Raw genomic sequence first — 24947 nt, 5'->3', positions numbered from 1 at the left:
TTTAATTTCAAGAAAGCGTCATTTGCCTGAAAACAAAGCGGGGAGGCCTGTCGGCCTCCCCGCTCTCTATATAGCTGCAGCGTCAGAGTACGCCAGCAGTGCGCAGTTCGTGCACCGCCATCGCATCCAGCCCCAGTACATCACGCAGCACTGCCTCGGTATGCTCCCCCAGCAGCGGAGGTGCCTGCCGGTACTCCACAGGCGTCTCCGACAACCTGATCGGGCTGGCTACCTGCGGCACATTCCCCGCCAACGGGTGCGGGATGTTCACCGCCAGCCCCCGAGCCAACACCTGCGGATCCTGGAACATCTGCGCCAGGTCATTGATGGGGCCACAAGGCACACCCGCCTTCTCCAGCTCACTCACCCATTCAGCCGTAGTCTTGAACACCGTGGCCTGGCGAATCAGCGGAATCAACTCGGCCCGATTGGCCACACGCTGCTTATTGGTAGCGAACCTCGGATCATCCGCCCACTGCGGCCGCCCAGCCACTTCGGCAAACTTGCGGAACTGCCCGTCATTACCCACGGTAAGAATGAAATTGCCATCCGCCGTCGGGAAGTCCTGGTAGGGCACGATATTGGGATGTGCATTACCCAACCGCCGTGGTGCGTTTCCTGTGGTGAGGTAATTCATCGCCTGGTTGGCCAGGCAAGCCACCTGGACATCCAGCAAGGCCATATCGATATGCTGACCAACCCCAGCCTGGTCCCGGTGGGCGAGGGCAGCCAGGATCGCCACCGTCGAATACAGGCCAGTAAGGATGTCGGTCAAGGCCACTCCAACCTTCATCGGCCCGGCACCTTCCTCGCCTTCCGGCCGCCCGGTCAGGCTCATCAGCCCGCCCAACCCCTGGATCATGAAGTCGTAGCCGGCACGCTTGGCATACGGCCCGGTCTGGCCAAAGCCTGTGATCGAGCAATAGATAAGCTTCGGGTTTATCGCCTTCAGGCTCTGGTAATCCAGACCATAGGCTGCCAGCCCGCCGACCTTGAAGTTCTCGATGACGATGTCCGACTTGGCCGCCAGCTCACGCACCAGGCGCTGGCCTTCGGGCTGAGTAAAGTCGATGGTCACCGAGCGCTTGTTGCGGTTGGCCGACAGATAGTAGGCCGCCTCACTGGTGTTCTCGCCACGCGAGTCCTTGAGGAAGGGCGGCCCCCAGGCACGGGTATCGTCACCCGAGCCCGGGCGCTCGACCTTGATCACATCGGCACCAAGGTCGGCAAGGATCTGGCCGGACCATGGGCCGGCGAGCACCCGAGAAAGGTCCAGCACCCGCAGATGTGAAAGCGCACCCATGGCCTGGCTCCTCTATTAGTAGAACGCCTGGATACCGGTTTGCGCACGCCCGAGGATCAGCGCATGCACGTCATGAGTACCTTCATAGGTGTTGACCACCTCAAGGTTGACCAGGTGGCGGGCCACGCCGAACTCGTCGGAGATACCGTTGCCGCCCAGCATGTCACGCGCCATGCGGGCGATATCCAGGGCCTTGCCGCAGGAGTTGCGCTTCATGATCGAAGTGATTTCCACCGCAGCGGTGCCTTGGTCCTTCATCTGCCCCAGACGCAGGCAACCTTGCAGGGCCAGGGTGATTTCGGTCTGCATGTCGGCCAGCTTTTTCTGGATCAGTTGGTTGGCGGCGAGCGGGCGACCGAACTGCTGGCGGTCCAGGGTGTACTGGCGCGCTGTGTGCCAGCAGGCTTCGGCGGCGCCCAGCGCACCCCACGAAATGCCGTAGCGGGCCGAGTTCAAGCAGGTGAACGGCCCCTTCAGGCCCCGTACATCCGGGAAGATGTTCTCTTCAGGGACGAACACGTTGTCCATGACGATCTCACCGGTGATCGAGGCGCGCAGGCCAACCTTGCCGTGGATGGCCGGGGCGCTGAGGCCTTGCCAGCCTTTCTCCAGGACAAAGCCGCGAATGTCGCCGGCATCATCCTTGGCCCAAACCACGAACACATCGGCGATCGGGCTGTTGGTAATCCACATCTTGCTGCCGGTCAGGCGATAGCCGCCGTCGACCTTGCGCGCCCGAGTGATCATCGAACCCGGGTCGGAACCATGGTTGGGTTCGGTCAGGCCGAAGCAACCAATCCACTCACCGCTGGCCAGCTTGGGCAGGTACTTCTGCTTCTGCGCTTCGGTACCGAACTCGTTAATCGGCACCATGACCAGCGACGACTGCACGCTCATCATCGAGCGGTAGCCGGAATCGATGCGCTCCACCTCACGGGCAATCAGGCCGTAGCACACGTAGTTGAGGCCACTGCCACCGTACTGTTCAGGGATGGTCGCGCCCAGCAGGCCGACTTCACCCATCTCGCGGAAGATCGCCGGGTCGGTCTGTTCGTGACGGAAGGCTTCCAGCACACGCGGCGCCAACTTGTCCTGGGCGAACTGGAAGGCGCTGTCACGCACCATGCGCTCTTCTTCAGTGAGCTGCTGATCCAGCAGCAGCGGGTCGATCCAGTTGAAGCTTGCTTTACCGGCCATGTGCGTGTTCCTCGAAACAAAGATGGGAGCGGATTCTTGCGTTGCATTGATCCTAGGCTTGATCGGCCGTCGGGACAAACGAGGATTGCGCACGCTTTAGTGATATTTTCTCACTCCGTGATCGGCGAAACGCCGTACTAACGAGCATACAAGTGAGGTTGCCGTACATGCGCCGCAAGATCCCCAGCACCACCGCCCTGGTCTGCTTCGAGGCGGCCGCGCGTCACGAGAGCTTTACCAAGGCCGCCCACGAGCTGGCCCTGACCCAGGGAGCCGTCTGTCGGCAGATCGGTGGGCTGGAGGCGTTTCTCAACGTCGAATTGTTCCGCCGCTCGCGCCGGGGCGTGAAGCTCACCGAGGCAGGCTTGTCCTATAGCCGCCAGGTGGCCAGCCAGCTGGACGCCGTAGAGCGTGACACCCTGTCGGTCATGCGCCAGCAGGGTGCCAACGTGATCGAGCTGGCCGTGGTGCCGACCTTCGGCACCCAGTGGCTGCTGCCACGCCTGAAGGATTTCCAGCAACGCCACCCGGAGGTCACGGTCAACCTGACCAACCGCACCCGGCCGTTCCTGTTCGCCGACACGCCCTTCGATGCGGCCATCTACTTCGGCGACGCCGACTGGTCCGGCACCCAGGCCCATCGCCTGATGGGCGAAAACCCGGTACCGGTGTGCAGCCCGAAGCTGCTGGACGGGCAGGGCGGCCTCGACGCCCAGCGCATCGCCGAGCTGCCCCTGCTGCAGCAGACCACCCGCCCGTATGCCTGGCGGCAATGGTTCGATGGGCTGGGCATGAGCGTTGAACGCGACATGGCCGGCCCGCGCTATGAACTGTTCTCTATGCTCGCCCAGGCGGCCATGCACGAAATGGGCATTGCGCTGATCCCGCCGTTCCTGATCCAGCGCGAGCTGGAGGAGGGTAGGTTGGTGGTCGCTAACAGGCATGCCCTGTCCAGTGACAAGGCCTACTATCTGATGATTCCAGAGCGCAAGGTGGAGTCCGCTTCGCTACGGGCTTTTCGCGACTGGCTCATAGCGCAGGCACAGCAGTACACTGCAAAAGCCGATAAGCTGACCCCGTAGTCAATTATTTTAAACACCTACAGATATATGTATTTGTCGCAAATACGTAATCTGTTCCAGCCAGCCTGAAAAACCCTATCAACCCTAGTGACCATGCGGGTTTGACGGTTATTTTGCGACATTCACAGCAGCAAGGCCGAAAACAGCAGAATTTTTTTCAGATTTTCCCCTAAGCTCCGAATAGCGCGTGCTTGACGGGTTTGTTTCGAATCATTGCGACATACGGTCACAGGGTGACTTGTAGTTTTGAGTTCGTTTCGCTTCAGAACCGGTTGTGGCCCCCATGGTTCATCTGCAAAATGCCTTCCCGCCCCGGATTCAGGCGGGGTCGTGCTCTACGACCACCCAGCGCGCCACCCGAAGTGAGCTGGTTCAAACAAACACAAAAGGTCACCGCAGGAGACAAAGTCGTGCACATTGGTGTTCCTCTCGAGACGCAGACGGGTGAGACAAGGGTCGCCGCGACCCCGGAAACCATCAAGAAACTGGTTAGCCAGGGCCATCAGGTCACCGTGCAACGGGGGGCAGGGCTCAACGCCAGCATTCCGGACGGTGCCTATGAGGCCGTTGGCGCCACACTGGGTGAAGCGACCGATGCCTTCGGCGCGCAGCTGGTGCTCAAGGTGGTTGCACCCAATGACCAGGAACTGGCGCTGATCAGCAGCGGCAGCGTGCTGGCCGGCATGCTCAACCCGTTCAACAACGAGCTGATCGGCAAGATGGCCGAACGTGGCATCACCGCCTTCGCCCTGGAAGCCGCGCCTCGTACCTCGCGGGCCCAGAGCCTCGACGTGCTGTCGTCGCAAGCCAACATTGCCGGCTACAAGGCCGTGCTGCTGGCCGCGCATCACTACCCACGCTTCATGCCCATGCTGATGACCGCCGCCGGCACCGTAAAGGCCGCCCGTGTGCTGATCCTCGGCGCCGGCGTCGCCGGCCTGCAGGCCATCGCCACGGCCAAGCGCCTGGGCGCGGTGATCGAAGCCTCCGACGTGCGCCCCGCCGTGAAAGAGCAGATCGAGTCGCTTGGCGCCAAGTTCCTCGACGTGCCGTACGAGACCGATGAAGAACGCGAGTGCGCCGAAGGCGTCGGCGGTTACGCCCGCCCCATGCCAGCCAGCTGGATGCAGCGCCAGGCCCAGGCCGTGCACGAGCGAGCCAAACAGGCCGATATCGTCATCACCACTGCGCTGATCCCCGGGCGCAAGGCGCCGACGCTGCTCAGCGCCGAGACCGTCGCGCAGATGAAACCCGGCTCGGTGGTGATCGACCTCGCTGCGGCCCAGGGCGGCAACTGCCCGCTGACCGTCGCTGACCAGGTGGTACAGGCCAACGGCGTGACCATCGTCGGCCCGACCAACCTGCCGGCCCAGGTCGGCGCAGACGCCTCGGCGTTGTACGCCCGCAACCTGCTGGACTTCATGAAGCTGCTGTTCGACAAGGACGGCGCGCTGATGATCAACCTCGAAGACGACATCGTCGCCGCGTGCCTGATGTGCCGCGACGGCCAGGTCGTACGCAAGAACGGCTGAGGAGCTCGACAATGGAAGACCTGCTGATTTCCCACGGCATCTACAACCTGATCATCTTCGTGCTGGCCATCTACGTGGGCTACCACGTGGTATGGAACGTCACACCGGCACTGCACACCCCACTGATGGCCGTCACCAACGCCATTTCGGCGATCGTCATCGTCGGCGCCATGCTCGCGGCCGCGCTGACCGTCACCCCGGCCGGCAAAGTGATGGGTACCCTCGCCGTGGCGCTGGCCGCGGTCAATGTGTTCGGTGGCTTCCTGGTCACCCGCCGCATGCTGGAAATGTTCAAGAAGAAAACCAAGAACGAGGCGCAGAAGTAAGCATGAGCATGAATCTGGTAACGCTTCTGTACCTGGTCGCCTCGATCTGCTTCATCCAGGCGCTCAAGGGCCTCTCGCACCCCACCACCTCACGCCGGGGCAACCTGTTCGGCATGGTCGGCATGGGTATCGCCATCCTCACCACGGTCGGGCTGATCTACAAGCTGGGCGCCGAGCTTGCCACTGCCGGCATTGGTTATGTCATCGTCGGCCTGCTGGTCGGCGGCACCGCCGGTTCGATCATGGCCAAGCGCGTCGAGATGACCAAGATGCCCGAACTGGTCGCCTTCATGCACAGCATGATCGGCCTGGCCGCGGTGTTCATCGCCATTGCCGCGGTACTCGAGCCGCAATCGCTGGGCATCGTCGCCAGCATCAGCGACCCGATCCCCACCGGTAACCGCCTGGAGCTGTTCCTCGGCGCGGCCATTGGTGCCATCACCTTCTCCGGCTCGGTCATCGCGTTCGGCAAGCTGTCGGGCAAGTACAAGTTCCGCCTGTTCCAAGGCGCACCGGTACAGTTCACCGGCCAGCACAAGCTGAACCTGATCCTCGGCCTGGCCACCATCGCCCTGGGCCTGCTGTTCACCTTCACCGGCCACTACAGCGCCTTCACCCTGATGCTGGCCCTGGCCTTCATCATGGGCGTGCTGATCATCATCCCGATCGGCGGCGCCGACATGCCGGTGGTGGTGTCGATGCTCAACAGCTACTCGGGCTGGGCGGCGGCAGGCATCGGCTTCTCGCTGAACAACTCGATGCTGATCATCGCCGGCTCGCTGGTGGGTTCGAGCGGTGCGATCCTCTCGTACATCATGTGCAAGGCGATGAACCGTTCGTTCTTCAACGTCATCCTCGGCGGCTTCGGCGGCGATACCGACGTCGGTGCGGCGCAAGGCTCCAAAGAGCAACGCCCGGTGAAGTCCGGCTCGGCCGACGACGCCACCTTCCTGCTGAGCAACGCCGACAGCGTGATCATCGTTCCCGGCTACGGCCTGGCGGTGGCCCGCGCCCAACACGCGCTCAAAGAGCTGACCGAGAAGCTGGTGCACAACGGCGTGACCGTGAAATACGCGATCCACCCGGTTGCCGGCCGTATGCCAGGCCACATGAACGTACTGCTGGCCGAAGCGGAAGTGCCGTACGACCAGGTGTTCGAGATGGAAGACATCAACGCCGAATTCGGTCAGGCCGACGTGGTCCTGGTGCTGGGCGCCAACGACGTGGTCAACCCGGCGGCGAAGAACGATCCCAAGTCGCCGATCGCCGGCATGCCGATCCTCGAAGCGTTCAAGGCCAAGACCATCATCGTCAACAAGCGCTCCATGGCCAGCGGCTATGCCGGCCTGGACAACGAACTGTTCTACCTGGACAAGACCATGATGGTGTTCGGTGACGCGAAGAAGGTCATCGAGGACATGGTCAAGGCCGTGGACTGATACCCGCCTCTATATATAGAAGCGTCTAAAGCCTCCGGGTGTTATGCCCGGGGGCTTTTTCATTTGCATGATCCAGATCAACGGCTCTATTGCGAGGCTTCGCCTACGACCATGGTCGCGGGACGGCACCGGGCTAAATCTCTAGACTGCGCTTCCAGTAGCTTCAGTAGCCTGAGATAACAATCCATGTACCGTGATCGCATCCGCTTGTCCTCCCTGCACAGCAAGGTAATGAGTGCGGCTGACGCCGCTGGCCTGATCGAGGACGGCATGACCGTCGGCATGAGCGGCTTCACCCGCGCCGGCGAAGCCAAGGCCGTGCCCCACGCACTGGCCGAGCGCGCCAAGCTGTCGCCGCTGAAAATCAGCCTGATGACCGGCGCCAGCCTGGGCAACGACCTCGACAAGCAACTGACCGAAGCCGGCGTACTCGCCCGGCGCATGCCGTTCCAGGTCGACAGCACCCTGCGCAAGGCCATCAACGACGGCCAGGTGATGTTCATCGACCAGCACCTGTCGGAAACCGTCGAGCAGCTGCGCAACAAGCAACTGACCCTGCCGGACATCGCGGTCATCGAAGCAGTGGCGATCACCGAAGAAGGCCATATCGTACCGACCACCTCCGTCGGCAACTCGGCCAGCTTCGCGATCTTCGCCAAGCAGGTCATCGTCGAGATCAACCTGTCGCACAACGCCAACCTAGAAGGCCTGCACGACATCTATATCCCGACCTACCGCCCGACCCGCACGCCGATCCCGCTGGTGAAAGTCGATGACCGCATCGGCAGCACCGCAATCCCGATCGACCCGGCCAAGATCGTCGGCATCGTCATCAGCGACCAGCCGGACTCGCCGTCCACCGTGCTGCCGCCTGACCACGAGACCCAGGGCATCGCCGACCACCTGATCGCCTTCCTCAAGGGCGAAGTGGACGCCGGCCGCATGACCAACAAGCTCGGCCCGCTGCAAGCCGGCATCGGCAGCATCGCCAATGCCGTGATGTGCGGCCTGATCGAATCGCCGTTCGAAGACCTGACCATGTACTCCGAAGTGCTGCAGGACTCGACCTTCGACCTGATCGACGCCGGCAAGCTGAGCTTCGCCTCGGGCAGCTCGATCACCCTGTCGAGCCGCCGCAATGCCGACGTGTTCGGCAACCTCGAGCGCTACAAGGACAAGCTGGTGCTGCGCCCGCAGGAGATCTCCAACCACCCTGAAGTGGTGCGTCGCCTGGGCATCATCGGCATCAACACGGCGCTGGAGTTCGACATCTACGGCAACGTCAACTCCACCCACGTCTGCGGCACCCGGATGATGAACGGCATTGGCGGTTCCGGCGACTTCGCCCGCAACGCCCACCTGGCGATCTTCGTCACCAAGTCGATCGCCAAGGGCGGCGCGATTTCCAGCGTTGTGCCCATGGTCAGCCACGTCGACCATACCGAACACGATGTCGACATCCTGGTCACCGAACAGGGCCTGGCCGACCTGCGCGGCCTGGCGCCACGCGAGCGTGCCCGCGCGATCATCGACAACTGTGTGCACCCGGACTATCGCGCTGCGCTGAACGACTACTTCGAACGCGCCTGCCAGCGCGGCGGCCACACCCCGCACATCCTGCGCGAAGCCCTGAGCTGGCACGAGAACCTGGAAGAAAGCGGGCGCATGCTGGCCGGTTGATCCGCTAGCGCTGTACCCATCGCGGGGCAAGCCCGCTCCCACAGATACATGTGGGAGCGGGCTTGCCCCGCGATCGTTTCACCCAAATGAGCTATCTGTGGGAGCGGGTTTACCCGCAAATGCTGCAGTAGCCATACAGGCGCTTTCGCGGGTGAACCCGCTCCCACAGTCAACCGGTCACCAGGCAAATAAAACTGTACTACTGTACTGGTAATTGTCCGCTTCCGAGCCGCGCCATTTCCCACAAAATCCAAAATTCGCACTAAATCAGTGCAGACCAGTACAGTTACGCCAATTTCGGGTGCAACAGTAGGATTACACAGTTAACTGAGCCATCGCTTTACTACAGAACTGTATCTACTGTTATGGACAGCAGAGGAGGAAGATGGGCACCAGTTAAATCACTCCCTAATGCCGCCACAAGCGGAAGGATGAAACATCATGGAACGCACCCTCAGTTCCGGTCTGGTTTTCGAAAGCAACGCCCAAGCTTCCCACGCTGCCCTGCCTCTGCGCGCCCTGTCGACCCTGCTGCTGTGGCAACGCCGCATGGCCAGCCGCCGTCAGCTGGCTCGCCTGGACTCCCGCCTGCTGGCCGACGCCGGTATCAGCGAGTCGCAGCGCTACGAAGAGCTGAGCAAGCCGTTCTGGCGCTAAGCCTCGGCCGTCGGCCAACGCCGGCACCGCGAATACACAAGAACCCGTCGCCGGAAACCGCGACGGGTTTTTTGTTTGTCCGCCGCGAGATAGAGCCATCGCAGTGCAATAGGTACAGTTTTACAAAAGTCGATATAGACAGGTACAGTTACGAAATGTGGCCGTTTGCCGCCCCAGGCGCTTGAACCGAGGCGTGTTACGCTTGTCCTACACGCCTGGCAACACCGTACCGTGACGAGCCAAGCGAGCGTCCGATAACCAGAACCCTCCAGACCCTTCGCAGGAGTCCACCCACCATGTCCCGTTATCATCTGTTTGGCGCCGCCGTGCTGCTGTCCCTCGCCGGTGCGGCCAATGCCACCAGCTTCGTGGTGACCACTGACACGGTAGTCCGTGCCGTTGCCGCCACCACCGATGCCACCTCCGACGTAACCTCGTCCTTCCGCGATGACAAGATCGTGCAGGCCGCCCGTGACGACGCCGCCAGCTTCGTTGGCAGCGAAGGCGCGATCCGCGGCGCCAAGCTGGAAAGCGCTTTGGTGCACATCCGCCAGCAGCAGCCCGCGCTGCAAGCCAGCGACGCGCAACTGGCCAGCGCCATCCTCGCGCTCTAGCACACGCCTTCACACCCGGATTCACTGGCCCCGGCCGGTGCATCCGGGGTAGCCTTCGCTGCCCGAAACCACCGCCTAGAGAGCCCATGCGTTATCTGCCGCCAGTGCTGTTAGCCCTCGCCGGTATGGGAAGCGCCCATGCCATGGATGTCACCACCCAGAGCCTCGTTGCCACCGGCTATGTCACCAGCCAGGTGACCACCGCGCCGTTCGATCGCAAGATCGTCGCCGCCGCCCGTGACGACGCTGCTGCCTTCGTTGCCAGTGATGGCTTGATTCGCGGTGCGCGCCTTCAGGCGGCGCTGGTTTCGTTGCGCCAGGTGCACAGCTGTCACTCTGTCGGCGACCTTGAACTGGCCGAAGCCATTCTCGTCCAATAATTACCTGTTACGCCTTTGTACCTTCTGGAGATGCTCCATGCGTAAATCGCTGATCGCCGCTTCCCTCGGCATGTTGCTGCTGGCCGACATGGCCCAGGCTCACACGCTGGTGGCTACCAGCAACATCATCGTCCGTGCCTCGGCGCGCACGATCGATTTCACCTCCGACACCACCACCTCGATTCGCGACTCGAAAGTCATCCGCGAAGCCCACGACGACGCCGCCAGCTTCGTCGCCAGCAATGGCAACATCCGTGGCGCCCAGCTCGAAGCGGCCTTCGACACCCTGCGCACCCGTGTGCCGCAAGCCCGCGACGCCAGCGACCAGGTGCTGGCCGAAGCTATCCTCGCCCTGTGAAGCACGCGCGTGCCTGGCTGCTCGGCTGCGTCCTGACGCTGCTCGGCACGCCCGCCCTGGCCGACCTGCAGTTGGTGCTGCAGGCAGACGGCCTCGACCAGCCACAGCAGCAGGCCACCCAGCAGCTGCTCGATGAAGCCATGGCCAAGCTGCCGCCACGCTTCAAGCAGCAGCTGGACCGCCAGATAACGGTGGGCTGGACCGACCGTATGCCCGAGGATGCCTACGGCCAGGCCTCGCCGGTCTCCACCCTCGACCTCAACCGCCGCCTGCTGCCGGGCCTGGTCGATGGCAGTGCCGCCCGCGAAAAGACCAACCGCCCCCACGGCACCGTCCGTGAAGAGCTGCTGGCCACGGTGCTGCATGAGCTCACCCACATCTATGACCGCGCCCGCCTGTGGCCCAGCGCCGAACGCCAGCTCATCACCCGCTGCAAGCGCCAGCAGGGCGCACTGGGCAAGGTAGGCCTGCCACAGGACTGCCGGGGCCAGGCCGAGCGCCGCTTCACCCTGAGCGACGATCCACGCCTGCTCGACCTGGCCGGCTGGGCGCAGTACGTCGGCCGCCGCGGCGAGCGCGAACAGCACAACGGCCAGGTGGCGCGCAGCCCCGACAGCTACGAGCTGAGCAGCCCGAAGGAATACATCGCGGTCAACATGGAGTACTTCCTCCTCGACCCTAGCTATGCCTGCCGTCGCCCGGCGCTCAACCAGTACCTGAGCGAGCATTTCGGCTGGGCACCGCCGCAGAACACCTGCGCCAAGGCCCTGCCGTTCCTCAACGCCGGCAATGACTTCGCCCGCCAGCCGCTTGGTGAAATCGACCCCGAACGGGTCTACGAAGTCGACTACCTGCTGGCCGAGGCCAACCAGAACCTGGTCAGCCGCTGGGGCCACAGCATGCTGCGCCTGGTGATCTGCGCCCCAGGCCGGCCGCGCGGTCCAGCGTGCCGCCTGGACCTCGACCAGAGCCTGGTGCTGTCCTACCGGGCCTTCGTCAACGATGTGCAATTGTCGAGCTGGGGCGGGCTGGTCGGGGCCTACCCATCGCGGCTGTTCGTCCTGCCGCTGGGCCAGGTGATCGACGAGTACACCAAGACCGAACTGCGCAGCCTGGCCTCGGTGCCGCTCAAGCTCAGCCGCAGCGAGATCGAGAACCTGGTGCGCCAGGCTGCCGAAATGCACTGGAGCTACGACGGCAACTACTTCTTCCTGTCCAACAACTGCGCGGTCGAGAATTTGAAGCTGCTGCGCAGCGGCACCGCCAACCCGCGCCTGAACGACCTCGACAACATCATGCCCAACGGCCTGCTGGAAGTGCTCAAAGGGCGTGGCCTGGCCGACACCAGTGTGCTCGACGACCCACGTGAGGCGCTGCGCCTGGGTTATCGCTTCGACTCCTACCGCGACCGCTACCAGGCCATGTTCGAGGTGTTGAAGAAGCAGTTGCCGATCAAGCAGAGCGCCGTGGAAGACTGGCTGGCCCTGGATGCCGAGCAGCGCCGTCCGTGGTTCGCGCGCGCCGACCTGCGCACCAGTGCGGCGCTGCTGCTGCTCGAACAGGCCAGCCTGCGCCGGCAGCTGCTTTTGGCCCAGGATGAGGTCAAGCAGCGTTACCTCAGTGGTCGGGCGATGAAGGATGGCAGCTTCGACAAGGCCGACCAGGCCCTGCAGGCGATTCTCGCCAACAGTGGCTACCTCAGCCGCCCGGCGGAACTGCTGGGGGCGGGCGGCTACGGCCTGCCACAGCCCGAGGAGCGCCAGCACCTGGAGCAGGAGAGCAAGGCACGCCAGGCGCAATTGCTGCGCCTGAGCAACGACCTGGACCAGCAGGTGAGGGCACTGCTGGGGCCGGAGCGGGCCAGGGAGATCAAGGCGGTGGAAGCCAACATCAAGCAGGTAGGCGAACACCTGCGCGCGCTGCACAAGGCGGCTGGCGGGTTGCAGTTGCCCTAGCGAAAGCCGGTGAGGGCCCAATCGCGGGGCAAGCCCGCTCCCACGCTGTGGACTGCCCCCAAGAAGTTGAACACTAGAGGGGTAGCCCACAACGTGGGAGCGGGCTTGCCCCGCGATTAGGGCAGAACAGCCAGCTCAAGACCTCACAGGCTTTCCTCATCCTCCTGGGGCAACCCATCACCCACCGGCATCCACGGCAAGCGGCTCGTCACCCAGATGTGCCGGCTGGGCTTCACCCGCTCGGGATGATCCAGCGTCGCCACCGTCACATCGATCGTCTGCGGGCTGCGCTCGGTCACCAGCGCCACATGGGCCCCACAACCACCACAGAAATAGCGGCTGCACCCAGCCGGCGCCACATACCGCTGCGCCGAGCCCGCCAACCACTCGAAATCCTCGCAGGCCAGCGTCACCCAGGTCACCAGCGTGCCGCCGCTGACCCGCCGACATATCGAGCAATGACAGTGGGCGACATCGCCCAGATCGCCCCGCAACCGGTAACGCAGGGCACCGCAATGGCACCCCCCTTGCTCGACACGCGTCATCATCATGACCTCCCGTCGCCTTGCACTGGCCGAAAGCTGGCTGAAAGCTTGCGCACATAGGATAGCGCCACCACCGGCAGCAGACCGGTCAGCCAGGGCACCCGGAAACTTCCGTGCCCGGCCCAATCAACAACAACAATGGTGATTCTGATGTTTTCCTGTGCCCGCCTTTTCGCAGTCCCTCTTCGCCTACTCCCCGCGCAGCGCCTGACGCGCTGATCCGCCCGAATCGTCCTTCCTTTCGCCGCGCCACGCCTGGAGTACCGCCATGCTGACCTTCCTCGGCTTTGCCATGGTCATCACCTTCATGTACCTGATCATGACCAAGCGCCTGTCGGCCTTGATCGCGCTGATCCTGGTACCGATCCTGTTCGCCCTGTTCGGCGGCTTCTACAGCGACATCGGCCCGATGATGCTGCAAGGCATCAGCAAGCTTGCGCCCACCGGCGTGATGCTGATGTTCGCCATCCTGTACTTCGCCCTGATGATCGATTCCGGCCTGTTCGACCCGGCCGTGCGCAAGATCCTCAAACTGGTCAAGGGCGACCCGCTGAAAGTCTCGGTCGGCACCGCGGTGCTGGCCCTGGTCGTCTCCCTCGACGGTGACGGCGCCACCACCTACATGATCTGCTGCGCCGCCATGCTGCCGCTGTACAGCCGCCTGGGGATGAGCCCGCGGATCATGGCCGGCCTGATCATCCTGGCCGGCGGGGTGATGAACATGACCCCCTGGGGCGGCCCGACTGCCCGCGCAGCCAGTGCGCTGCATGTGGACCCCTCGGACATCTTCGTGCCGATGATCCCGGCCATGGCCTTCGGTGTGCTGGCGATCCTCGCCATCGCCTACTGGTATGGCCTGCGTGAACGTGCCCGCCTGGGCGAGCTGCACCTGCCGACCGACGACATCGATCACAGCGAGATCAGCGTGTCGCAGTTCCCCGAAGCGCGCCGGCCCAAGCTGATCTGGTTCAACGGCGCCCTGACCGCCGCCCTGATGGTCGCGCTGATCGCAGGCGTGCTGCCGCTGCCGGTGCTGTTCATGATCGCCTTCAGTATCGCCATGATCGTCAACTACCCGTGCCTGCAGCAGCAGAAGGACCGCATCGGCGCCCACGCCTCAAGCGTGCTGGCCGTGAGCGGGTTGATCTTCGCCGCCGGCATCTTCACCGGCATCCTGTCGGGCACCGGCATGGTCGACGCCATGTCCAAGAGCCTGCTGGCGGTGATCCCGGAAGCGTTCGGCCCGTACATGGCGGTGATCACCGCCCTGGTCAGCATGCCGTTCACCTTCTTCATGTCCAACGACGCCTTCTACTACGGCGTGCTGCCGGTGCTGTCGGAGTTCGCCAGCCACTACGGCGTCACCCCGGTGGAAATGGCCCGCGCATCGATCGTCGGCCAGCCGGTACACCTGCTCAGCCCGCTGGTACCCTCCACTTATCTGTTGGTGGCCCTGGCCGGCATCGAGTTCGGCGATCACCAGCGCTTCACCCTCAAGTGGGCAGTGCTGGTATGCCTGTGCATAATGTTCGGCGCGCTGGCCCTGGGCACATTCCCGCTGTTCAGCAGTCTGTAATACACACGCTTCATCCAACCGCAAAGCGCCCGCCCTCCGGGCGCTTTGCCATTACCGCTCGAAGGAATACACATGGAATGGCTGACCAGCCCGGAAATCTGGGTTGCCTTTTTCACCCTCACGGCCCTTGAGATCGTGCTCGGGATCGACAACATCATCATGATCTCGATCCTGGTCAGCCGCATGCCCAAGCATATGCAGCCGCGCACGCGGATCTTCGGCCTGGCCCTGGCCATGGTCACGCGGATCCTGCTGCTGCTGTCGATCACCTGGGTCATGCGCCTGACCGACGACCTGTTCCATGTGTTCGGCCAAGGCATCTCCGGGCGCGACCTGATCCTGTTCTTCGGTGGCCTGTTCCTGCTGTGGAAAAGCTCGCAAGAGATCTACCACGGCCTGGAAGGCGAGGACGAAAACCCGGACGAGCCCAAGGGCGCGGGCGGCAAGTTCTTCTACACCATCATCCAGATCGCCATCATCGACATCGTGTTCTCGCTGGACTCGGTGATCACTGCCGTGGGCATGGTTTCCCACGTGCCGGTGATGATCGCCGCGATCATCGTCGCAGTACTGGTGATGATGCTCTGCGCCGGCACCATCAGCGACTTCATCGACAAGCACCCATCGCTGAAGATGCTTGCGCTTTCGTTCCTGATCGTCGTCGGTACCGTGCTGATCGCCGAATCTTTCGACGTGCATGTACCGAAGGGCTACGTCTACTTCGCCATGGCCTTCTCGCTGGCGGTGGAAGCGATCAACATCCGCATGCGCACTGCGGCGGCGCGCAAGAAGGGTGAAGAGCCCGACGCGGTGAAGCTGCGCAAGGACATTCCGGGTCAGTAATCCCGGCGAGCGCAGTACAGAAAGGGCCCTTCGGGGCCCTTTTTGCGTTCCTGTGGGAGCGGGTTTACCCGCGAACACCGGCAAAGCCGGTGCCATGCATGGTGGTGCCTGTTTCGCGGGTAAACCCGCTCCCACAGGATCGTGGCATGTTTCAAATATGTTTCAGCCATGCCAAGCTGGCGACAGCCGCGCAAAACAACTAAAGCTTGAGTGAGCCCTGCACAAAACCGATGCCCACCCCCGGGCCAGGCTCACTGCATTGCCGATTGGCCCCGCACTGGGGCACAAGAATAAAGGGGGCCCGACCATGCTGACCCTGCTCAACCTGCTCTCCGCCGTGGCCCTGCTGGTGTGGGGCACGCACATCGTCCGTACCGGCATCCTGCGCGTCTATGGTTCGAACCTGCGCCGGGTGCTCAGCCAGAACATGAACAAGCGCCCGCTGGCGTTCATCGCCGGCATCCTGGTCACCGCCATGGTGCAAAGCAGCAACGCCACCGCCATGCTGGTCACCTCGTTCGTCGGCCAGGGCCTGATGGCCATGACCCCGGCCCTGGCAATCATGCTCGGCGCCGACGTGGGTACCGCGCTGATGGCGCGGGTGCTGACCTTCGACCTGTCCTGGCTGTCGCCGCTGCTGATCTTCCTCGGAGTGATCTTCTTCCTTTCGCGCAAGCAGACCCGTGCCGGCCAACTGGGCCGCGTCGGCATCGGCCTGGGGCTGATCATCCTGGCGCTGCAACTGATCGTGCACGCCGCCACCCCGATCACCCACGCCCAGGGCGTGAAGGTGCTGTTCGCCTCGCTGACCGGCGACATCCTGCTCGACGCGCTGATCGGCGCGCTGTTCGCCATGATTTCCTACTCCAGCCTGGCCGCCGTGCTGTTGACCGCCACCCTGGCCGGCGCCGAGGTGATCAGCCTGCCGGTGGCCATCGGCCTGGTGATCGGCGCCAACATCGGCAGCGGCCTGCTGGCCTTCCTCACCACCAGCCTGCAGAACTCGGCAGGGCGGCGTGTGGCCCTGGGCAGCCTGCTGTACAAGCTGTTCGGCCTGGTGCTGATCATCCCGGTGCTGCACCCGCTGGTGGCCTGGATGGACAGCCTGAGCTTCAGCCCGCAGGAGCTGGTGATCGGCTTCCACCTGCTCTACAACACCCTGCGCTGCTTGCTGATGCTGCCCACGGTCAAGCCCATGGGCCGCCTGTGCAACTTCCTGCTGCCCGAACAAGGCAACGGCAACGGCCATACCCAGGCACGCCACCTCGACCCCACGGCACTCACTACCCCGAGCCTGGCGCTGGCCAATGCGGTGCGCGAAACCCTGCGCCTGGGCGATCTGGTCGACAGCCTGCTCGATGCCATGCTTGGCGCCCTGCGCGGTACCCAGACCGCCATGCCGCAGCAGGTGCGCACCCTCGCCGAAGACGCCGAGGCGCTGTACAACGCCATCAAGCTGTACTTGGCACAGATGCCCCGCGAGGACCTGAGCGAGCAGGACAACCGGCGCTGGGCCGAGATCATCGAGCTGGCAATCAACCTCAAGCTGGCCACCGACCTGATCGAGCGCATGCTGCGCAAGGTCCAGCAGCAGAAAACCTCCCAGCGCCGCGAGTTCTCGCAAACCGGCCTGCAGGAGCTGACCGGCCTGCAAGAGCAGCTGCAAGCCAACCTGCGCCTGGGCCTGTCGGTGTTCCTCAGCGCCGACCCGCAAAGCGCGCACCAGCTGCTGCGCGAAAAACGCCGCTTCCGCGCCCAGGAGCGGCGCCTGGCACATGCCCATGTCAGCCGCCTGCAACGTAAAGTGGTGCAGAGTATCGAAACCAGTTCGCTACACTTGGAACTCATTGCCGACATGAAGCGGTTGAACTCTTTGTTCTGCAGCAGTGCCTATGTGGTACTGGGCGGCACCGACACCGGCGGGCTGATGCTCGACAGCGTGCCGGACGAAGCCCGCCAGCCTTGAGCCTTTGCCCCTGGAGACCGTAGCTCGCCCATGCGTTGTCTGATGTTCATTTGCCTGCTGATCGCCAGCCTGCCTACCTTTGCCCTCGATCGCTCGCGGGTCGAGGGCTACCTGTTGCCCAACGGCCTGCAGGTGATCCTCAAGTCCGGCTACGAGCGCGACCATGTGTCGATCCGCCTGGTGGTGGGCGTGGGCCTGGACGATTTCGACTGCAACCAGCGCGAGCTGCCGCACCTGCTCGAGCACCTGCTGTTCAGCGGCATCGACGACACCGGCGAGGGCGGCCTGGAAGAACGCCTGCAAGAACTGGGCGGGGAATGGAACGCCTTCACCAGCAGCGCCGACACCACCTTCGTCATCGAGGCCCCGGCACGCAACCAGCGCAAAGTGCTCGACCTGCTGCTGGCGCTGCTGCGCGACACCCGTATCGACGCCAAGGCGCTGGCCACGGCCAAGCGCATCATCGAGCGCGAGGACGGCGGCCATTACGGGCACCTGCAGCGCTGGCTCGACCGCCAGGAAGTCGGCCGCCCGGCCAGCGATCAACTGGCGACCGAACTGGGCCTCAAGTGCAAGGAGCGCTCCGACCTCGACGACATGACCCTGGAGCAGGTGCAGCACCTGCGCGAGCACTGGTACGCCGCCAACAACATGAGCCTGATCGTCGTCGGCGGCCTCGACCGCCTGCTGCCGGCCTATCTGGAACGCACCTTCGGCGCATTGCCGTCGACCGAGCCCGAAGAGCGCCGCACCCTCGAAACCATCAGCCAGCAGGCCGAGCAACGCCGCGACCTGACCCGAGGCTGGCTGGGCGACAACGTCAAGCTGCACTGGCTGTTCGTCGAGCCGACACTGGACACGGACAACGACCAGACCCTCGAACTGCTCTCGCGCTACCTGGACTGGGCGCTGTACGACCAGCTGCGCTTGCGCCATGGCCTGTCCTACGGCCCCTCGGCGCAACGCGAGAGCTTTGGCGACACCGGCCTCTTGAGCCTCAATGCCGACCTTGAGCGCCAGGACCTCGACGCGGCGGTGAAGGTGCTCGAGCAGCTGTTCGAACACCTGCGCAAGCACGGCCTGGACCCGGACACCTTCGCCCGCATCAAGGACGCGGCAATTGCCCGCGAGAGCTGGAGCACCCAGGGCAACACGGCGTTGGCCGACTACTACTGGGGTGCGCTGAACGCTTACGAGAACGGCCGCTTCAGTGACCCGGTGCGTGCGATGCGCCAGGTCAGCCTCAAGCAGGCCAACGAGGCCCTGCGCGAAATGCTCAAGGAGCCGGGGTACCTGCGCATCGAGAAGCCGTTGCTGGGGTATGACGAACTGTATGGGCTGGTGGCGCTGTTGCTCGGGCTGATCCTTGCGGCCGGGCTGGTTCGCTGGCGGCGCGTAATGGCGAATCGCCCCAGCGGCGCTACACGAAAGTAGGGGTTCGGCGGTATCCTGTCGGCCTTTCACCAGCGCTGATCGCGGGGCAAGCCCGCTCCCACGGAGCCATGATTTTCGTGGGAGCGGGCTTGCCCCGCGATCAGCGCCGGCACAGCCATCCTGAGCACCTGTCATAGCCCCATGCCCCCAATACCCAACTTCGTCCTGCGCGTGATCGAACTGCTCAAGCGCTACCCCGGCATCATCGCGCTCTACGGTTTCCTGTCGGGTATCGGCAGTTTCATCCTGGTCGACCGCCAGGCCGGCCTGGCCAGCTGGATCGCCATCGTCATGCTGATCAGTTGGGTCTGGCTGATGCTGGAGAACACCCTCACCGAGTTGTTCGCCCGTACCTTCAAGCGCGAGATCCCACAGCCGCTGCTGCGCTTCGCAACGCAGATGATCCACCAGGAGAGCCTGTTCTTCGTCCTGCCGTTCTTCTTCATCACCACCACCTGGAACAGCGGCCAGCTGGTCTTCACCGGCCTGCTCGGCGCCGCGGGGCTGATTTCCATCGTCGACCCGCTGTACCACAAGTGGCTGGCCCCCAGGCGCTGGCTGTTCCTGGCGCTGCACACCCTGACCCTGTTCGCCGCGCTGCTCACGGCACTGCCGATCATCCTGCACCTGACCACCGCGCAGAGCTTCAAGCTGGCGCTGGTCGCCGCCATGGTGCTGTCGTTCCCAAGCCTGGCCAGCAGTTTCCCGATCAACAACTGGCGCCGTGGCGTGGCCCTGGTGCTGGTGACCCTGGCGGTGGGTGGCGGCGGCTGGCTGATGCGGTCCTGGGTGCCGCCAGCGACCCTGTGGATGACCGACGTGGCGATCAGCACCGAAGTGCTCAACCGCCAGCCGGGCGCATCGCTGGAGGAAGTACCCGCCAGCCGCATCCGCAATGGCGGCCTGTACGCCTACACCGCGATCAATGCCCCGCGCGGCCTCAACGAGCGCATTTACCACGTGTGGCAGCTGGACGGCAAAGAGGTGGACCGCATCGCCCTGGACATTCACGGCGGGCGCAAGGAAGGCTACCGGGCCTGGACCCACAAGCAGAACTTCCCGCCCAACCCGGTGGGCAAGTGGCAGGTGCGGGTGCTGACCGAGGATGGCCAGGTGATTGGGGTGCTCAGGTTCAAAGTGCTCGAAGATCTGCCAAAACCCTTGTAGGAGCGGCCTTGTGCCGCGAAAGGGCCGCGCAGCGGCCCCGGCAATTCTTACCTTGACGCTGAGATCCTGGGGCTGCTTCGCAGCCCTTTCGCGGCACAAGGCCGCTCCTACAGGAATGCACTGCCCATCGCTGCCCACTGCGCTATGATCTGACTCGCCACCCGCCAGTCAGATGCATGGAGCCTATGACCGCCCCGAGCGCCATCCTGGACAACAACCAGCAGCCCTCCCGCCTGCGTATCGTCGGCGACTGGACCCTGGCCCACTACGCCAGCCTCAAGCGCGACTGCGAGCAACTGCGCAGCCAGTACGGCGCCGACACCCAGGTCGACCTCAGCCAGCTGGGCCGCCTGGACACCGCCGGCGCCTCGCTGCTGGCCGAACTGCTCGGCTCCGAACGCCTGGCGCACTGTACCGAGCAACTCCCCGACGCCAGCCGCGCCCTGCTCAAGAACGTCTACTGCTCGGTGCAGGACTACTGCATCCCGGTCAAACAACCCGAGCGCCCGGTGCTGCTCCTGCTGCTGGCGCGCATCGGCTGCGCCGTCGACACCCTGTGGCAGGACACCAGGCAAGTGCTGGGCTTTCTCGGCCTGATCCTCGAAACCCTGCTGCGCCGCCTGCTGCAGCCCCACCGCTGGCGCGTCACCCCGGTGGTCGCCCACCTCGAACAGACCGGCCTGGACGCCGCCCCCATCGTTGCCCTGCTGACTTTCCTGGTCGGCGCCGTGGTGGCCTTCCTCGGCGCCACGGTGCTGGCCAACTTCGGCGCGACGGTCTTCACCGTCGACCTGGTGGCGTTCTCTTTCCTGCGGGAATTCGCCGTGCTGCTGACCGCCATCCTCATCGCCGGGCGGACCGCCAGCGCGTTCACCGCGCAGATCGGCTCGATGAAAGCCAACGAAGAGATCGACGCCATCCGCACCCTGGGCCTGAACCCCATCGAGCTGCTGGTGGTGCCGCGGGTGCTGGCGCTGCTGATCGCGCTGCCGTTGCTGACCTTCGTCGCGATGATCTGCGGCATCGTCGGTGGCGCGGTGGTCTGTGCGCTGTCGCTGGGCATCTCGCCGGCCATGTTCCTCTCGCTGCTGCAAAGCGACATCGGCGTGCAGCACTTTTTGGTGGGCCTGGCCAAGGCGCCGTTCTTCGCCTTCCTGATTGCCACCATCGGCTGCCTGGAAGGCTTCAAGGTCAGCGGCAGCGCCGAATCGGTGGGCGCCCACACCACCTCGGCGGTGGTGCAGTCGATCTTCGTGGTCATCGTGCTGGATGCGGTGGCCGCGCTGTTCTTCATGGAGATGGGCTGGTGAGCGCCCGGGAAACGGTGATCGAAGCCCGGGGCATCTGCAACCGCTTCGGCAGCCAGAGCGTGCACGAAAACCTCGACCTGGACCTGAACCGCGGCGAAATCCTCGCCGTGGTAGGGGGCTCGGGCAGCGGCAAGTCGGTGCTGTTGCGCAGCATCATCGGTTTGCGCCGGCCCAACGAGGGCACCGTGAAGGTGTTCGGCCAGGACCTGGCCAGCCTCGACGAAGGCCAACGCTCGCAGGTGGAGCGGCGTTTTGGCGTGCTGTTCCAGAAGGGCGCGCTGTTCTCGTCGCTGACCGTCACCGAGAACGTCGCGCTGCCGCTGATCGAACACGCCGGGCTGTCGCGCGCCGACGCCGAACACCTGGCCGGGGTCAAGCTGGCCCTGGCCGGGCTGCCGATCAGCGCTGCCGACAAGTACCCGGCCTCGCTGTCCGGCGGCATGATCAAGCGCGCTGCCCTGGCCCGGGCCCTGGCGCTGGACCCGGACATCCTGTTCCTCGACGAGCCCACCGCCGGCCTCGACCCGATCGGCGCCGCCGCCTTCGACCAACTGATCCTCACCTTGCGCGACGCCCTGGGGCTGTCGGTGTTCCTGATCACCCACGACCTGGACACCCTCTACACCATCACCGACCGGGTGGCGGTGCTGTCGCAGAAGAAGGTGCTGGTGGCCGGCCCCCTCAGTGACGTCGAACAGACCGACGATCCCTGGATTCACGAATACTTTCACGGCCCGCGCGGCCGGGCGGCCGAAGACGCCGCCCTGCGCGCCCGCCAGGAGCCTTGAACGATGGAAACCCGAGCGCATCATGTCCTGATCGGCCTGGTCACCGTGCTGGTGGTGGCTGGCGCCATGCTGTTTGGTCTGTGGCTGACCAAGTCCAGCGTCGACGACACCTTCAAGGATTACGAAGTGGTGTTCAACGAGGCGGTCTCCGGCCTGTCCCGCGGCAGCCCGGTGCAGTACAACGGCATCAAGGTCGGGGACGTCAGCACCCTGCGCCTGGACCCGAAAGACCCGCGCCGGGTACTGGCGCGCATTCGCCTGTCCGCCGACACGCCGGTGAAGGAAGACACCAAGGCCAAGCTGACCCTGGCCGGGGTCACCGGCAACTCGTTCATCCAGCTCACTGGCGGCACGCCAGAGAGCCCAGCGCTCAAGGGCCAGGACGGCAAACTGCCAGTGATCGTCGCCTCGCCATCGCCGATTTCGCAACTGCTCAACGACAGCAGCGACCTGGTGACCAACATCAACTTGCTGCTGCATAACGCCAACCAGATGTTCTCGGAAAACAACATCGAGCACCTGAGCAACACCCTGGCCAACCTCGACCAGACTACCGGCGCTTTCGCCAACCAGAAAGACGGCATCGGTGCGGCCATCGTCCAGCTGGGCGAGGTCGGCAAGCAGGCCAGCGCCACCCTGGCCGAGACCCAGGCGCTGATGCGCAACGCCAACGGCCTGCTCGGCACCCAGGGCAAGCAGGCCATCGGCAGCGCCGAGCAGGCCATGCAGTCGCTGGCCCAAAGCAGCGCGACCATCAACAGCCTGCTGCAGGACAACCGCCAGTCCCTCGACGACGGCGCCCAGGGCCTTAACCAGATTGCCCCGGCCATCCGCGAGCTGCGCGACACCCTCAATGCGCTCAAGGGCATCTCCCGGCGCCTGGAGGCCGACCCCAGCGGCTATCTGCTCGGTCGCGACAACAACAAGGAGTTCCAGCCATGAGCCCGTCGCCACGCCTGCTCGCCCTGGCCGTCACGCTGAGCCTGGCTTCGGCCTGCTCGATCCTGCCGCAGACCGAACCTGTGGATATCTACCGCCTGCCCGTGCACCAGGCGGCCGGCAGCGCCACACCGGCGAGCTGGTCGCTGCGCCTGAACAAACCCCTGGCCAGCGAAGCCCTGGCCGGGCCGCGCATCGCGGTGATCCCCCAGGGTGACGTGATCAGCAGCTACAAGGGCGCGCGCTGGAGCGACCCGGTGCCCATGCTGGTGCGCAACCGACTGCTCGATGGTTTCCAGCGCGACGGCCGGGTGCAGCGCCTGAGCGCCGACGACGCCAACCTGCAGGCCGACTACGAGCTGGGCGGCGAGCTGCAGGCGTTCCAGAGTGAATACCGGGCGAAGGACCAGGTGGAGGTGGTGATCCGCTACGACGCCCGGCTGGTGCAGGGGCGCAGCCAGCGCATTCTCGCCAGCAAGCGCTTCGAGGTGCGCCAGCCACTCGCCAACCCGCAGGTGCCGTCAGCGGTCGCCGGCTTCGGCGCGGCCAGCGACCAGCTGGCGCGCCAGGTGATCGACTGGACCGTGAGCCAGGCCGCTCAGGCTCAGGCGAAGAACCAGTAGCAGACGAAGATCGCCGCGACCACGCCGGACAACTCGGCCAGCAGGGCGCAACCCACGGCATGGCGCACCCGCTGGATGCCCACCGCGCCGAAGTACACCGCCAGCACGTAGAAGGTGGTTTCGGTGCTGCCCTGGATGGTCGCCGCCACCAGCGCCGGGAAGCTGTCGACACCGTGGGTCTGCATGGTCTCGATCAGCATGGCCCGCGCCGCGCTGCCCGAGAACGGCTTGACCAGCGCGGTGGGCAGGCCCTCGACGAAGCGGCTGTCCAGGCCCATCCAGCTCACCGCATGGCGGATACCGTCCAAAGCCAGCTCCAGGGCGCCGGAAGCGCGCAGCACGCCCACGGCCACCAGCATGGCCACCAGGTACGGCAGCAGGCTCTTGGCCACGTCGAACCCTTCCTTGGCACCTTCGACGAACACCTCGTACACCTTCACCCGCTTCAAGGCGCCGATCAGCAGGAACAGGATGATCACGCCGAACAGCGTCAGGTTGCCGAGGATCGACGACAAGCTGGCCAGCGCGGCCGCCGAGAGGGTGCCGAGGAACGCCATGAAACCGCCCAGCAGCAGCGCACCAGGAATCAGGTAGGCCAGCACCACCGGGTCCCACAGGCGCAGGCGCTGCATCACCGCCACCGACAGCAGGCCGACCAGGGTCGAGCAGCTGGTGGCCAGCAGGATCGGCAGGAATACCAGGGTCGGGTCGGTCGCGCCCTGCTGGGCGCGGTACATGAAGATGGTCACCGGCAGCAGGGTCAGCGACGAGGCGTTGAGCACCAGGAACAGGATCTGCGCGTTGCTCGCCGTGGTGCTGCTGGGGTTGAGCTCCTGCAGCGCGCGCATGGCCTTGAGGCCGATGGGGGTGGCGGCGTTGTCCAGGCCCAGGCCGTTGGCGGCGAAGTTCATGGTGATCAGGCCCAGGGCAGGGTGGCCGGGCGGCACTTCCGGCATCAGCCGGGCGAACAGCGGGCCGAGCACCTTGGCCAGCCATTCGACGATGCCGGCCTGCTCGGCGATCTTGAGAAAGCCCAGCCACAGCGTCAGGGTGCCGAACAGCAGGACCATGACCTCGACCGACAGCTTGGCCATGGCGAAGATGCTCTCGACCATCGCGGCGAAGATGCCGGCGTTGCCGCCGACCAGCCATTGGGCCAGGGCGGAAATGGCCGCCACCAGGAAAAAGCCGAGCCAGAGGCCGTTGAGCATCTGTGATCCCCCGTGAAAAATG

At 64.5% G+C, this 24947-nt stretch carries 23 protein-coding genes; 19 read left to right on the top strand and 4 right to left on the bottom strand.

The window, feature by feature from the left end:
• Window positions 1-82: 82 nt before the first annotated feature.
• Both DM373_RS19010 and DM373_RS19005 read right to left on the bottom strand, forming a co-directional pair.
• Window positions 83-1303, bottom strand: coding sequence for a CaiB/BaiF CoA transferase family protein (locus DM373_RS19010; RefSeq protein WP_110995053.1), 1221 nt, complete (start codon window positions 1301-1303; stop codon window positions 83-85).
• A gap of 15 nt (window positions 1304-1318) precedes the next feature.
• Window positions 1319-2500, bottom strand: coding sequence for an acyl-CoA dehydrogenase (locus DM373_RS19005; RefSeq protein ID WP_110995052.1), 1182 nt, complete (start codon window positions 2498-2500; stop codon window positions 1319-1321).
• 167 nt (window positions 2501-2667) lie between these two features.
• Between DM373_RS19005 and DM373_RS19000 the strand changes: the two genes are divergently transcribed.
• The 10 genes from DM373_RS19000 to DM373_RS18955 all read left to right on the top strand — a co-directional run bounded on the left by DM373_RS19000 (window position 2668) and on the right by DM373_RS18955 (window position 12523).
• Window positions 2668-3582 carry a LysR family transcriptional regulator gene (locus DM373_RS19000; RefSeq protein ID WP_110995051.1) on the top strand — a complete coding sequence of 305 codons (915 nt, stop codon included), beginning with the start codon at window positions 2668-2670 and terminating at the stop codon, window positions 3580-3582.
• A 410-nt stretch (window positions 3583-3992) separates the two neighbouring features.
• Window positions 3993-5114: a Re/Si-specific NAD(P)(+) transhydrogenase subunit alpha gene (locus tag DM373_RS18995; RefSeq protein WP_110995050.1), complete on the top strand. Its 1122-nt coding sequence runs from the start codon at window positions 3993-3995 to the stop codon at window positions 5112-5114.
• 11 nt (window positions 5115-5125) lie between these two features.
• Complete coding sequence (locus DM373_RS18990; protein ID WP_110995049.1) at window positions 5126-5440, top strand: NAD(P) transhydrogenase subunit alpha part 2; 315 nt, start codon at window positions 5126-5128, stop codon at window positions 5438-5440.
• Between the two features lie 2 nt (window positions 5441-5442).
• Window positions 5443-6879, top strand: coding sequence for an NAD(P)(+) transhydrogenase (Re/Si-specific) subunit beta (locus tag DM373_RS18985; RefSeq protein ID WP_110995048.1), 1437 nt, complete (start codon window positions 5443-5445; stop codon window positions 6877-6879).
• 186 nt (window positions 6880-7065) lie between these two features.
• Window positions 7066-8559: an acetyl-CoA hydrolase/transferase family protein gene (locus tag DM373_RS18980; protein WP_110995047.1), complete on the top strand. Its 1494-nt coding sequence runs from the start codon at window positions 7066-7068 to the stop codon at window positions 8557-8559.
• A 441-nt stretch (window positions 8560-9000) separates the two neighbouring features.
• On the top strand, window positions 9001-9216 hold the full coding sequence (locus tag DM373_RS18975) for a DUF1127 domain-containing protein (RefSeq protein ID WP_110995046.1): 216 nt from the start codon (window positions 9001-9003) through the stop codon (window positions 9214-9216).
• Window positions 9217-9512: 296 nt separating this feature from the next.
• The gene (locus DM373_RS18970; protein WP_110995045.1) at window positions 9513-9830 is read left to right on the top strand and encodes a DUF2388 domain-containing protein; all 318 of its coding nucleotides are present in this window, start codon (window positions 9513-9515) and stop codon (window positions 9828-9830) included.
• Window positions 9831-9916: 86 nt separating this feature from the next.
• Window positions 9917-10210 (top strand): DUF2388 domain-containing protein, encoded by a 294-nt coding sequence (locus DM373_RS18965; protein WP_110995044.1) that lies wholly within the window; start codon window positions 9917-9919, stop codon window positions 10208-10210.
• Between the two features lie 37 nt (window positions 10211-10247).
• Window positions 10248-10568, top strand: coding sequence for a DUF2388 domain-containing protein (locus tag DM373_RS18960; protein WP_110995043.1), 321 nt, complete (start codon window positions 10248-10250; stop codon window positions 10566-10568).
• Window positions 10565-12523 (top strand): DUF7844 domain-containing protein, encoded by a 1959-nt coding sequence (locus DM373_RS18955; RefSeq protein WP_110995042.1) that lies wholly within the window; start codon window positions 10565-10567, stop codon window positions 12521-12523. Before DM373_RS18960 ends, DM373_RS18955 begins: the two co-directional genes overlap by 4 nt.
• Window positions 12524-12666: 143 nt before the next feature.
• On the opposite strand, the gene DM373_RS18950 is transcribed toward DM373_RS18955, so the two are convergent.
• Window positions 12667-13068: a GFA family protein gene (locus tag DM373_RS18950; protein WP_110995058.1), complete on the bottom strand. Its 402-nt coding sequence runs from the start codon at window positions 13066-13068 to the stop codon at window positions 12667-12669.
• 268 nt (window positions 13069-13336) lie between these two features.
• Here DM373_RS18950 and DM373_RS18945 point away from each other — a divergent pair, with 268 nt between their 5' ends.
• The 9 genes from DM373_RS18945 to DM373_RS18900 all read left to right on the top strand — a co-directional run bounded on the left by DM373_RS18945 (window position 13337) and on the right by DM373_RS18900 (window position 23714).
• Complete coding sequence (locus DM373_RS18945) at window positions 13337-14644, top strand: CitMHS family transporter (protein ID WP_110995041.1); 1308 nt, start codon at window positions 13337-13339, stop codon at window positions 14642-14644.
• Between the two features lie 72 nt (window positions 14645-14716).
• Window positions 14717-15487 (top strand): TerC family protein, encoded by a 771-nt coding sequence (locus DM373_RS18940; protein WP_110995040.1) that lies wholly within the window; start codon window positions 14717-14719, stop codon window positions 15485-15487.
• A gap of 307 nt (window positions 15488-15794) precedes the next feature.
• Window positions 15795-17453, top strand: coding sequence for a Na/Pi cotransporter family protein (locus DM373_RS18930; RefSeq protein WP_110995039.1), 1659 nt, complete (start codon window positions 15795-15797; stop codon window positions 17451-17453).
• 30 nt (window positions 17454-17483) lie between these two features.
• Window positions 17484-18887 carry a M16 family metallopeptidase gene (locus DM373_RS18925; protein WP_110995038.1) on the top strand — a complete coding sequence of 468 codons (1404 nt, stop codon included), beginning with the start codon at window positions 17484-17486 and terminating at the stop codon, window positions 18885-18887.
• A 141-nt stretch (window positions 18888-19028) separates the two neighbouring features.
• Entirely contained in the window at window positions 19029-20054 is a 1026-nt protein-coding gene (locus DM373_RS18920; RefSeq protein WP_110995037.1) for a DUF5924 family protein, read from the top strand.
• Window positions 20055-20230: 176 nt separating this feature from the next.
• Window positions 20231-21364 (top strand): ABC transporter permease, encoded by a 1134-nt coding sequence (locus DM373_RS18915; protein WP_110995036.1) that lies wholly within the window; start codon window positions 20231-20233, stop codon window positions 21362-21364.
• Entirely contained in the window at window positions 21361-22152 is a 792-nt protein-coding gene (locus DM373_RS18910) for an ABC transporter ATP-binding protein (RefSeq protein WP_110995035.1), read from the top strand. Before DM373_RS18915 ends, DM373_RS18910 begins: the two co-directional genes overlap by 4 nt.
• A gap of 3 nt (window positions 22153-22155) precedes the next feature.
• Entirely contained in the window at window positions 22156-23094 is a 939-nt protein-coding gene (locus DM373_RS18905) for an MlaD family protein (protein ID WP_110995034.1), read from the top strand.
• Entirely contained in the window at window positions 23091-23714 is a 624-nt protein-coding gene (locus tag DM373_RS18900) for an ABC-type transport auxiliary lipoprotein family protein (RefSeq protein ID WP_110995033.1), read from the top strand. The genes DM373_RS18905 and DM373_RS18900 overlap by 4 nt, the downstream gene beginning before the upstream one ends.
• On the opposite strand, the gene DM373_RS18895 is transcribed toward DM373_RS18900, so the two are convergent.
• Window positions 23696-24925, bottom strand: a complete 1230-nt coding sequence (locus tag DM373_RS18895) for a nucleoside recognition domain-containing protein (RefSeq protein ID WP_110995032.1) — start codon at window positions 24923-24925, stop codon at window positions 23696-23698. The genes DM373_RS18900 and DM373_RS18895 overlap by 19 nt on opposite strands.
• Window positions 24926-24947 lie beyond the last annotated feature (22 nt).

The organism is Pseudomonas sichuanensis (assembly GCF_003231305.1).
GTDB lineage: Bacteria > Pseudomonadota > Gammaproteobacteria > Pseudomonadales > Pseudomonadaceae > Aquipseudomonas > Aquipseudomonas sichuanensis.
This window is presented reverse-complemented; position numbering and strand designations above follow the sequence as displayed.

Bases quoted from the DNA above. Each gene is read 5' to 3' on its own strand.
- DM373_RS19010 (WP_110995053.1), bottom strand. From the start codon at position 1,303: ATGGGTGCGCTTTCACATCTGCGGGTGCTGGACCTTTCTCGGGTGCTC.
- DM373_RS19005 (WP_110995052.1), bottom strand. From the start codon at position 2,500: ATGGCCGGTAAAGCAAGCTTCAACTGGATCGACCCGCTGCTGCTGGAT.
- DM373_RS19000 (WP_110995051.1), top strand. From the start codon at position 2,668: ATGCGCCGCAAGATCCCCAGCACCACCGCCCTGGTCTGCTTCGAGGCG.
- DM373_RS18990 (WP_110995049.1), top strand. From the start codon at position 5,126: ATGGAAGACCTGCTGATTTCCCACGGCATCTACAACCTGATCATCTTC.
- DM373_RS18985 (WP_110995048.1), top strand. From the start codon at position 5,443: ATGAGCATGAATCTGGTAACGCTTCTGTACCTGGTCGCCTCGATCTGC.
- DM373_RS18980 (WP_110995047.1), top strand. From the start codon at position 7,066: ATGTACCGTGATCGCATCCGCTTGTCCTCCCTGCACAGCAAGGTAATG.
- DM373_RS18975 (WP_110995046.1), top strand. From the start codon at position 9,001: ATGGAACGCACCCTCAGTTCCGGTCTGGTTTTCGAAAGCAACGCCCAA.
- DM373_RS18970 (WP_110995045.1), top strand. From the start codon at position 9,513: ATGTCCCGTTATCATCTGTTTGGCGCCGCCGTGCTGCTGTCCCTCGCC.
- DM373_RS18965 (WP_110995044.1), top strand. From the start codon at position 9,917: ATGCGTTATCTGCCGCCAGTGCTGTTAGCCCTCGCCGGTATGGGAAGC.
- DM373_RS18960 (WP_110995043.1), top strand. From the start codon at position 10,248: ATGCGTAAATCGCTGATCGCCGCTTCCCTCGGCATGTTGCTGCTGGCC.
- DM373_RS18950 (WP_110995058.1), bottom strand. From the start codon at position 13,068: ATGACGCGTGTCGAGCAAGGGGGGTGCCATTGCGGTGCCCTGCGTTAC.
- DM373_RS18945 (WP_110995041.1), top strand. From the start codon at position 13,337: ATGCTGACCTTCCTCGGCTTTGCCATGGTCATCACCTTCATGTACCTG.
- DM373_RS18940 (WP_110995040.1), top strand. From the start codon at position 14,717: ATGGAATGGCTGACCAGCCCGGAAATCTGGGTTGCCTTTTTCACCCTC.
- DM373_RS18930 (WP_110995039.1), top strand. From the start codon at position 15,795: ATGCTGACCCTGCTCAACCTGCTCTCCGCCGTGGCCCTGCTGGTGTGG.
- DM373_RS18925 (WP_110995038.1), top strand. From the start codon at position 17,484: ATGCGTTGTCTGATGTTCATTTGCCTGCTGATCGCCAGCCTGCCTACC.
- DM373_RS18920 (WP_110995037.1), top strand. From the start codon at position 19,029: ATGCCCCCAATACCCAACTTCGTCCTGCGCGTGATCGAACTGCTCAAG.
- DM373_RS18915 (WP_110995036.1), top strand. From the start codon at position 20,231: ATGGAGCCTATGACCGCCCCGAGCGCCATCCTGGACAACAACCAGCAG.
- DM373_RS18905 (WP_110995034.1), top strand. From the start codon at position 22,156: ATGGAAACCCGAGCGCATCATGTCCTGATCGGCCTGGTCACCGTGCTG.
- DM373_RS18900 (WP_110995033.1), top strand. From the start codon at position 23,091: ATGAGCCCGTCGCCACGCCTGCTCGCCCTGGCCGTCACGCTGAGCCTG.
- DM373_RS18895 (WP_110995032.1), bottom strand. From the start codon at position 24,925: ATGCTCAACGGCCTCTGGCTCGGCTTTTTCCTGGTGGCGGCCATTTCC.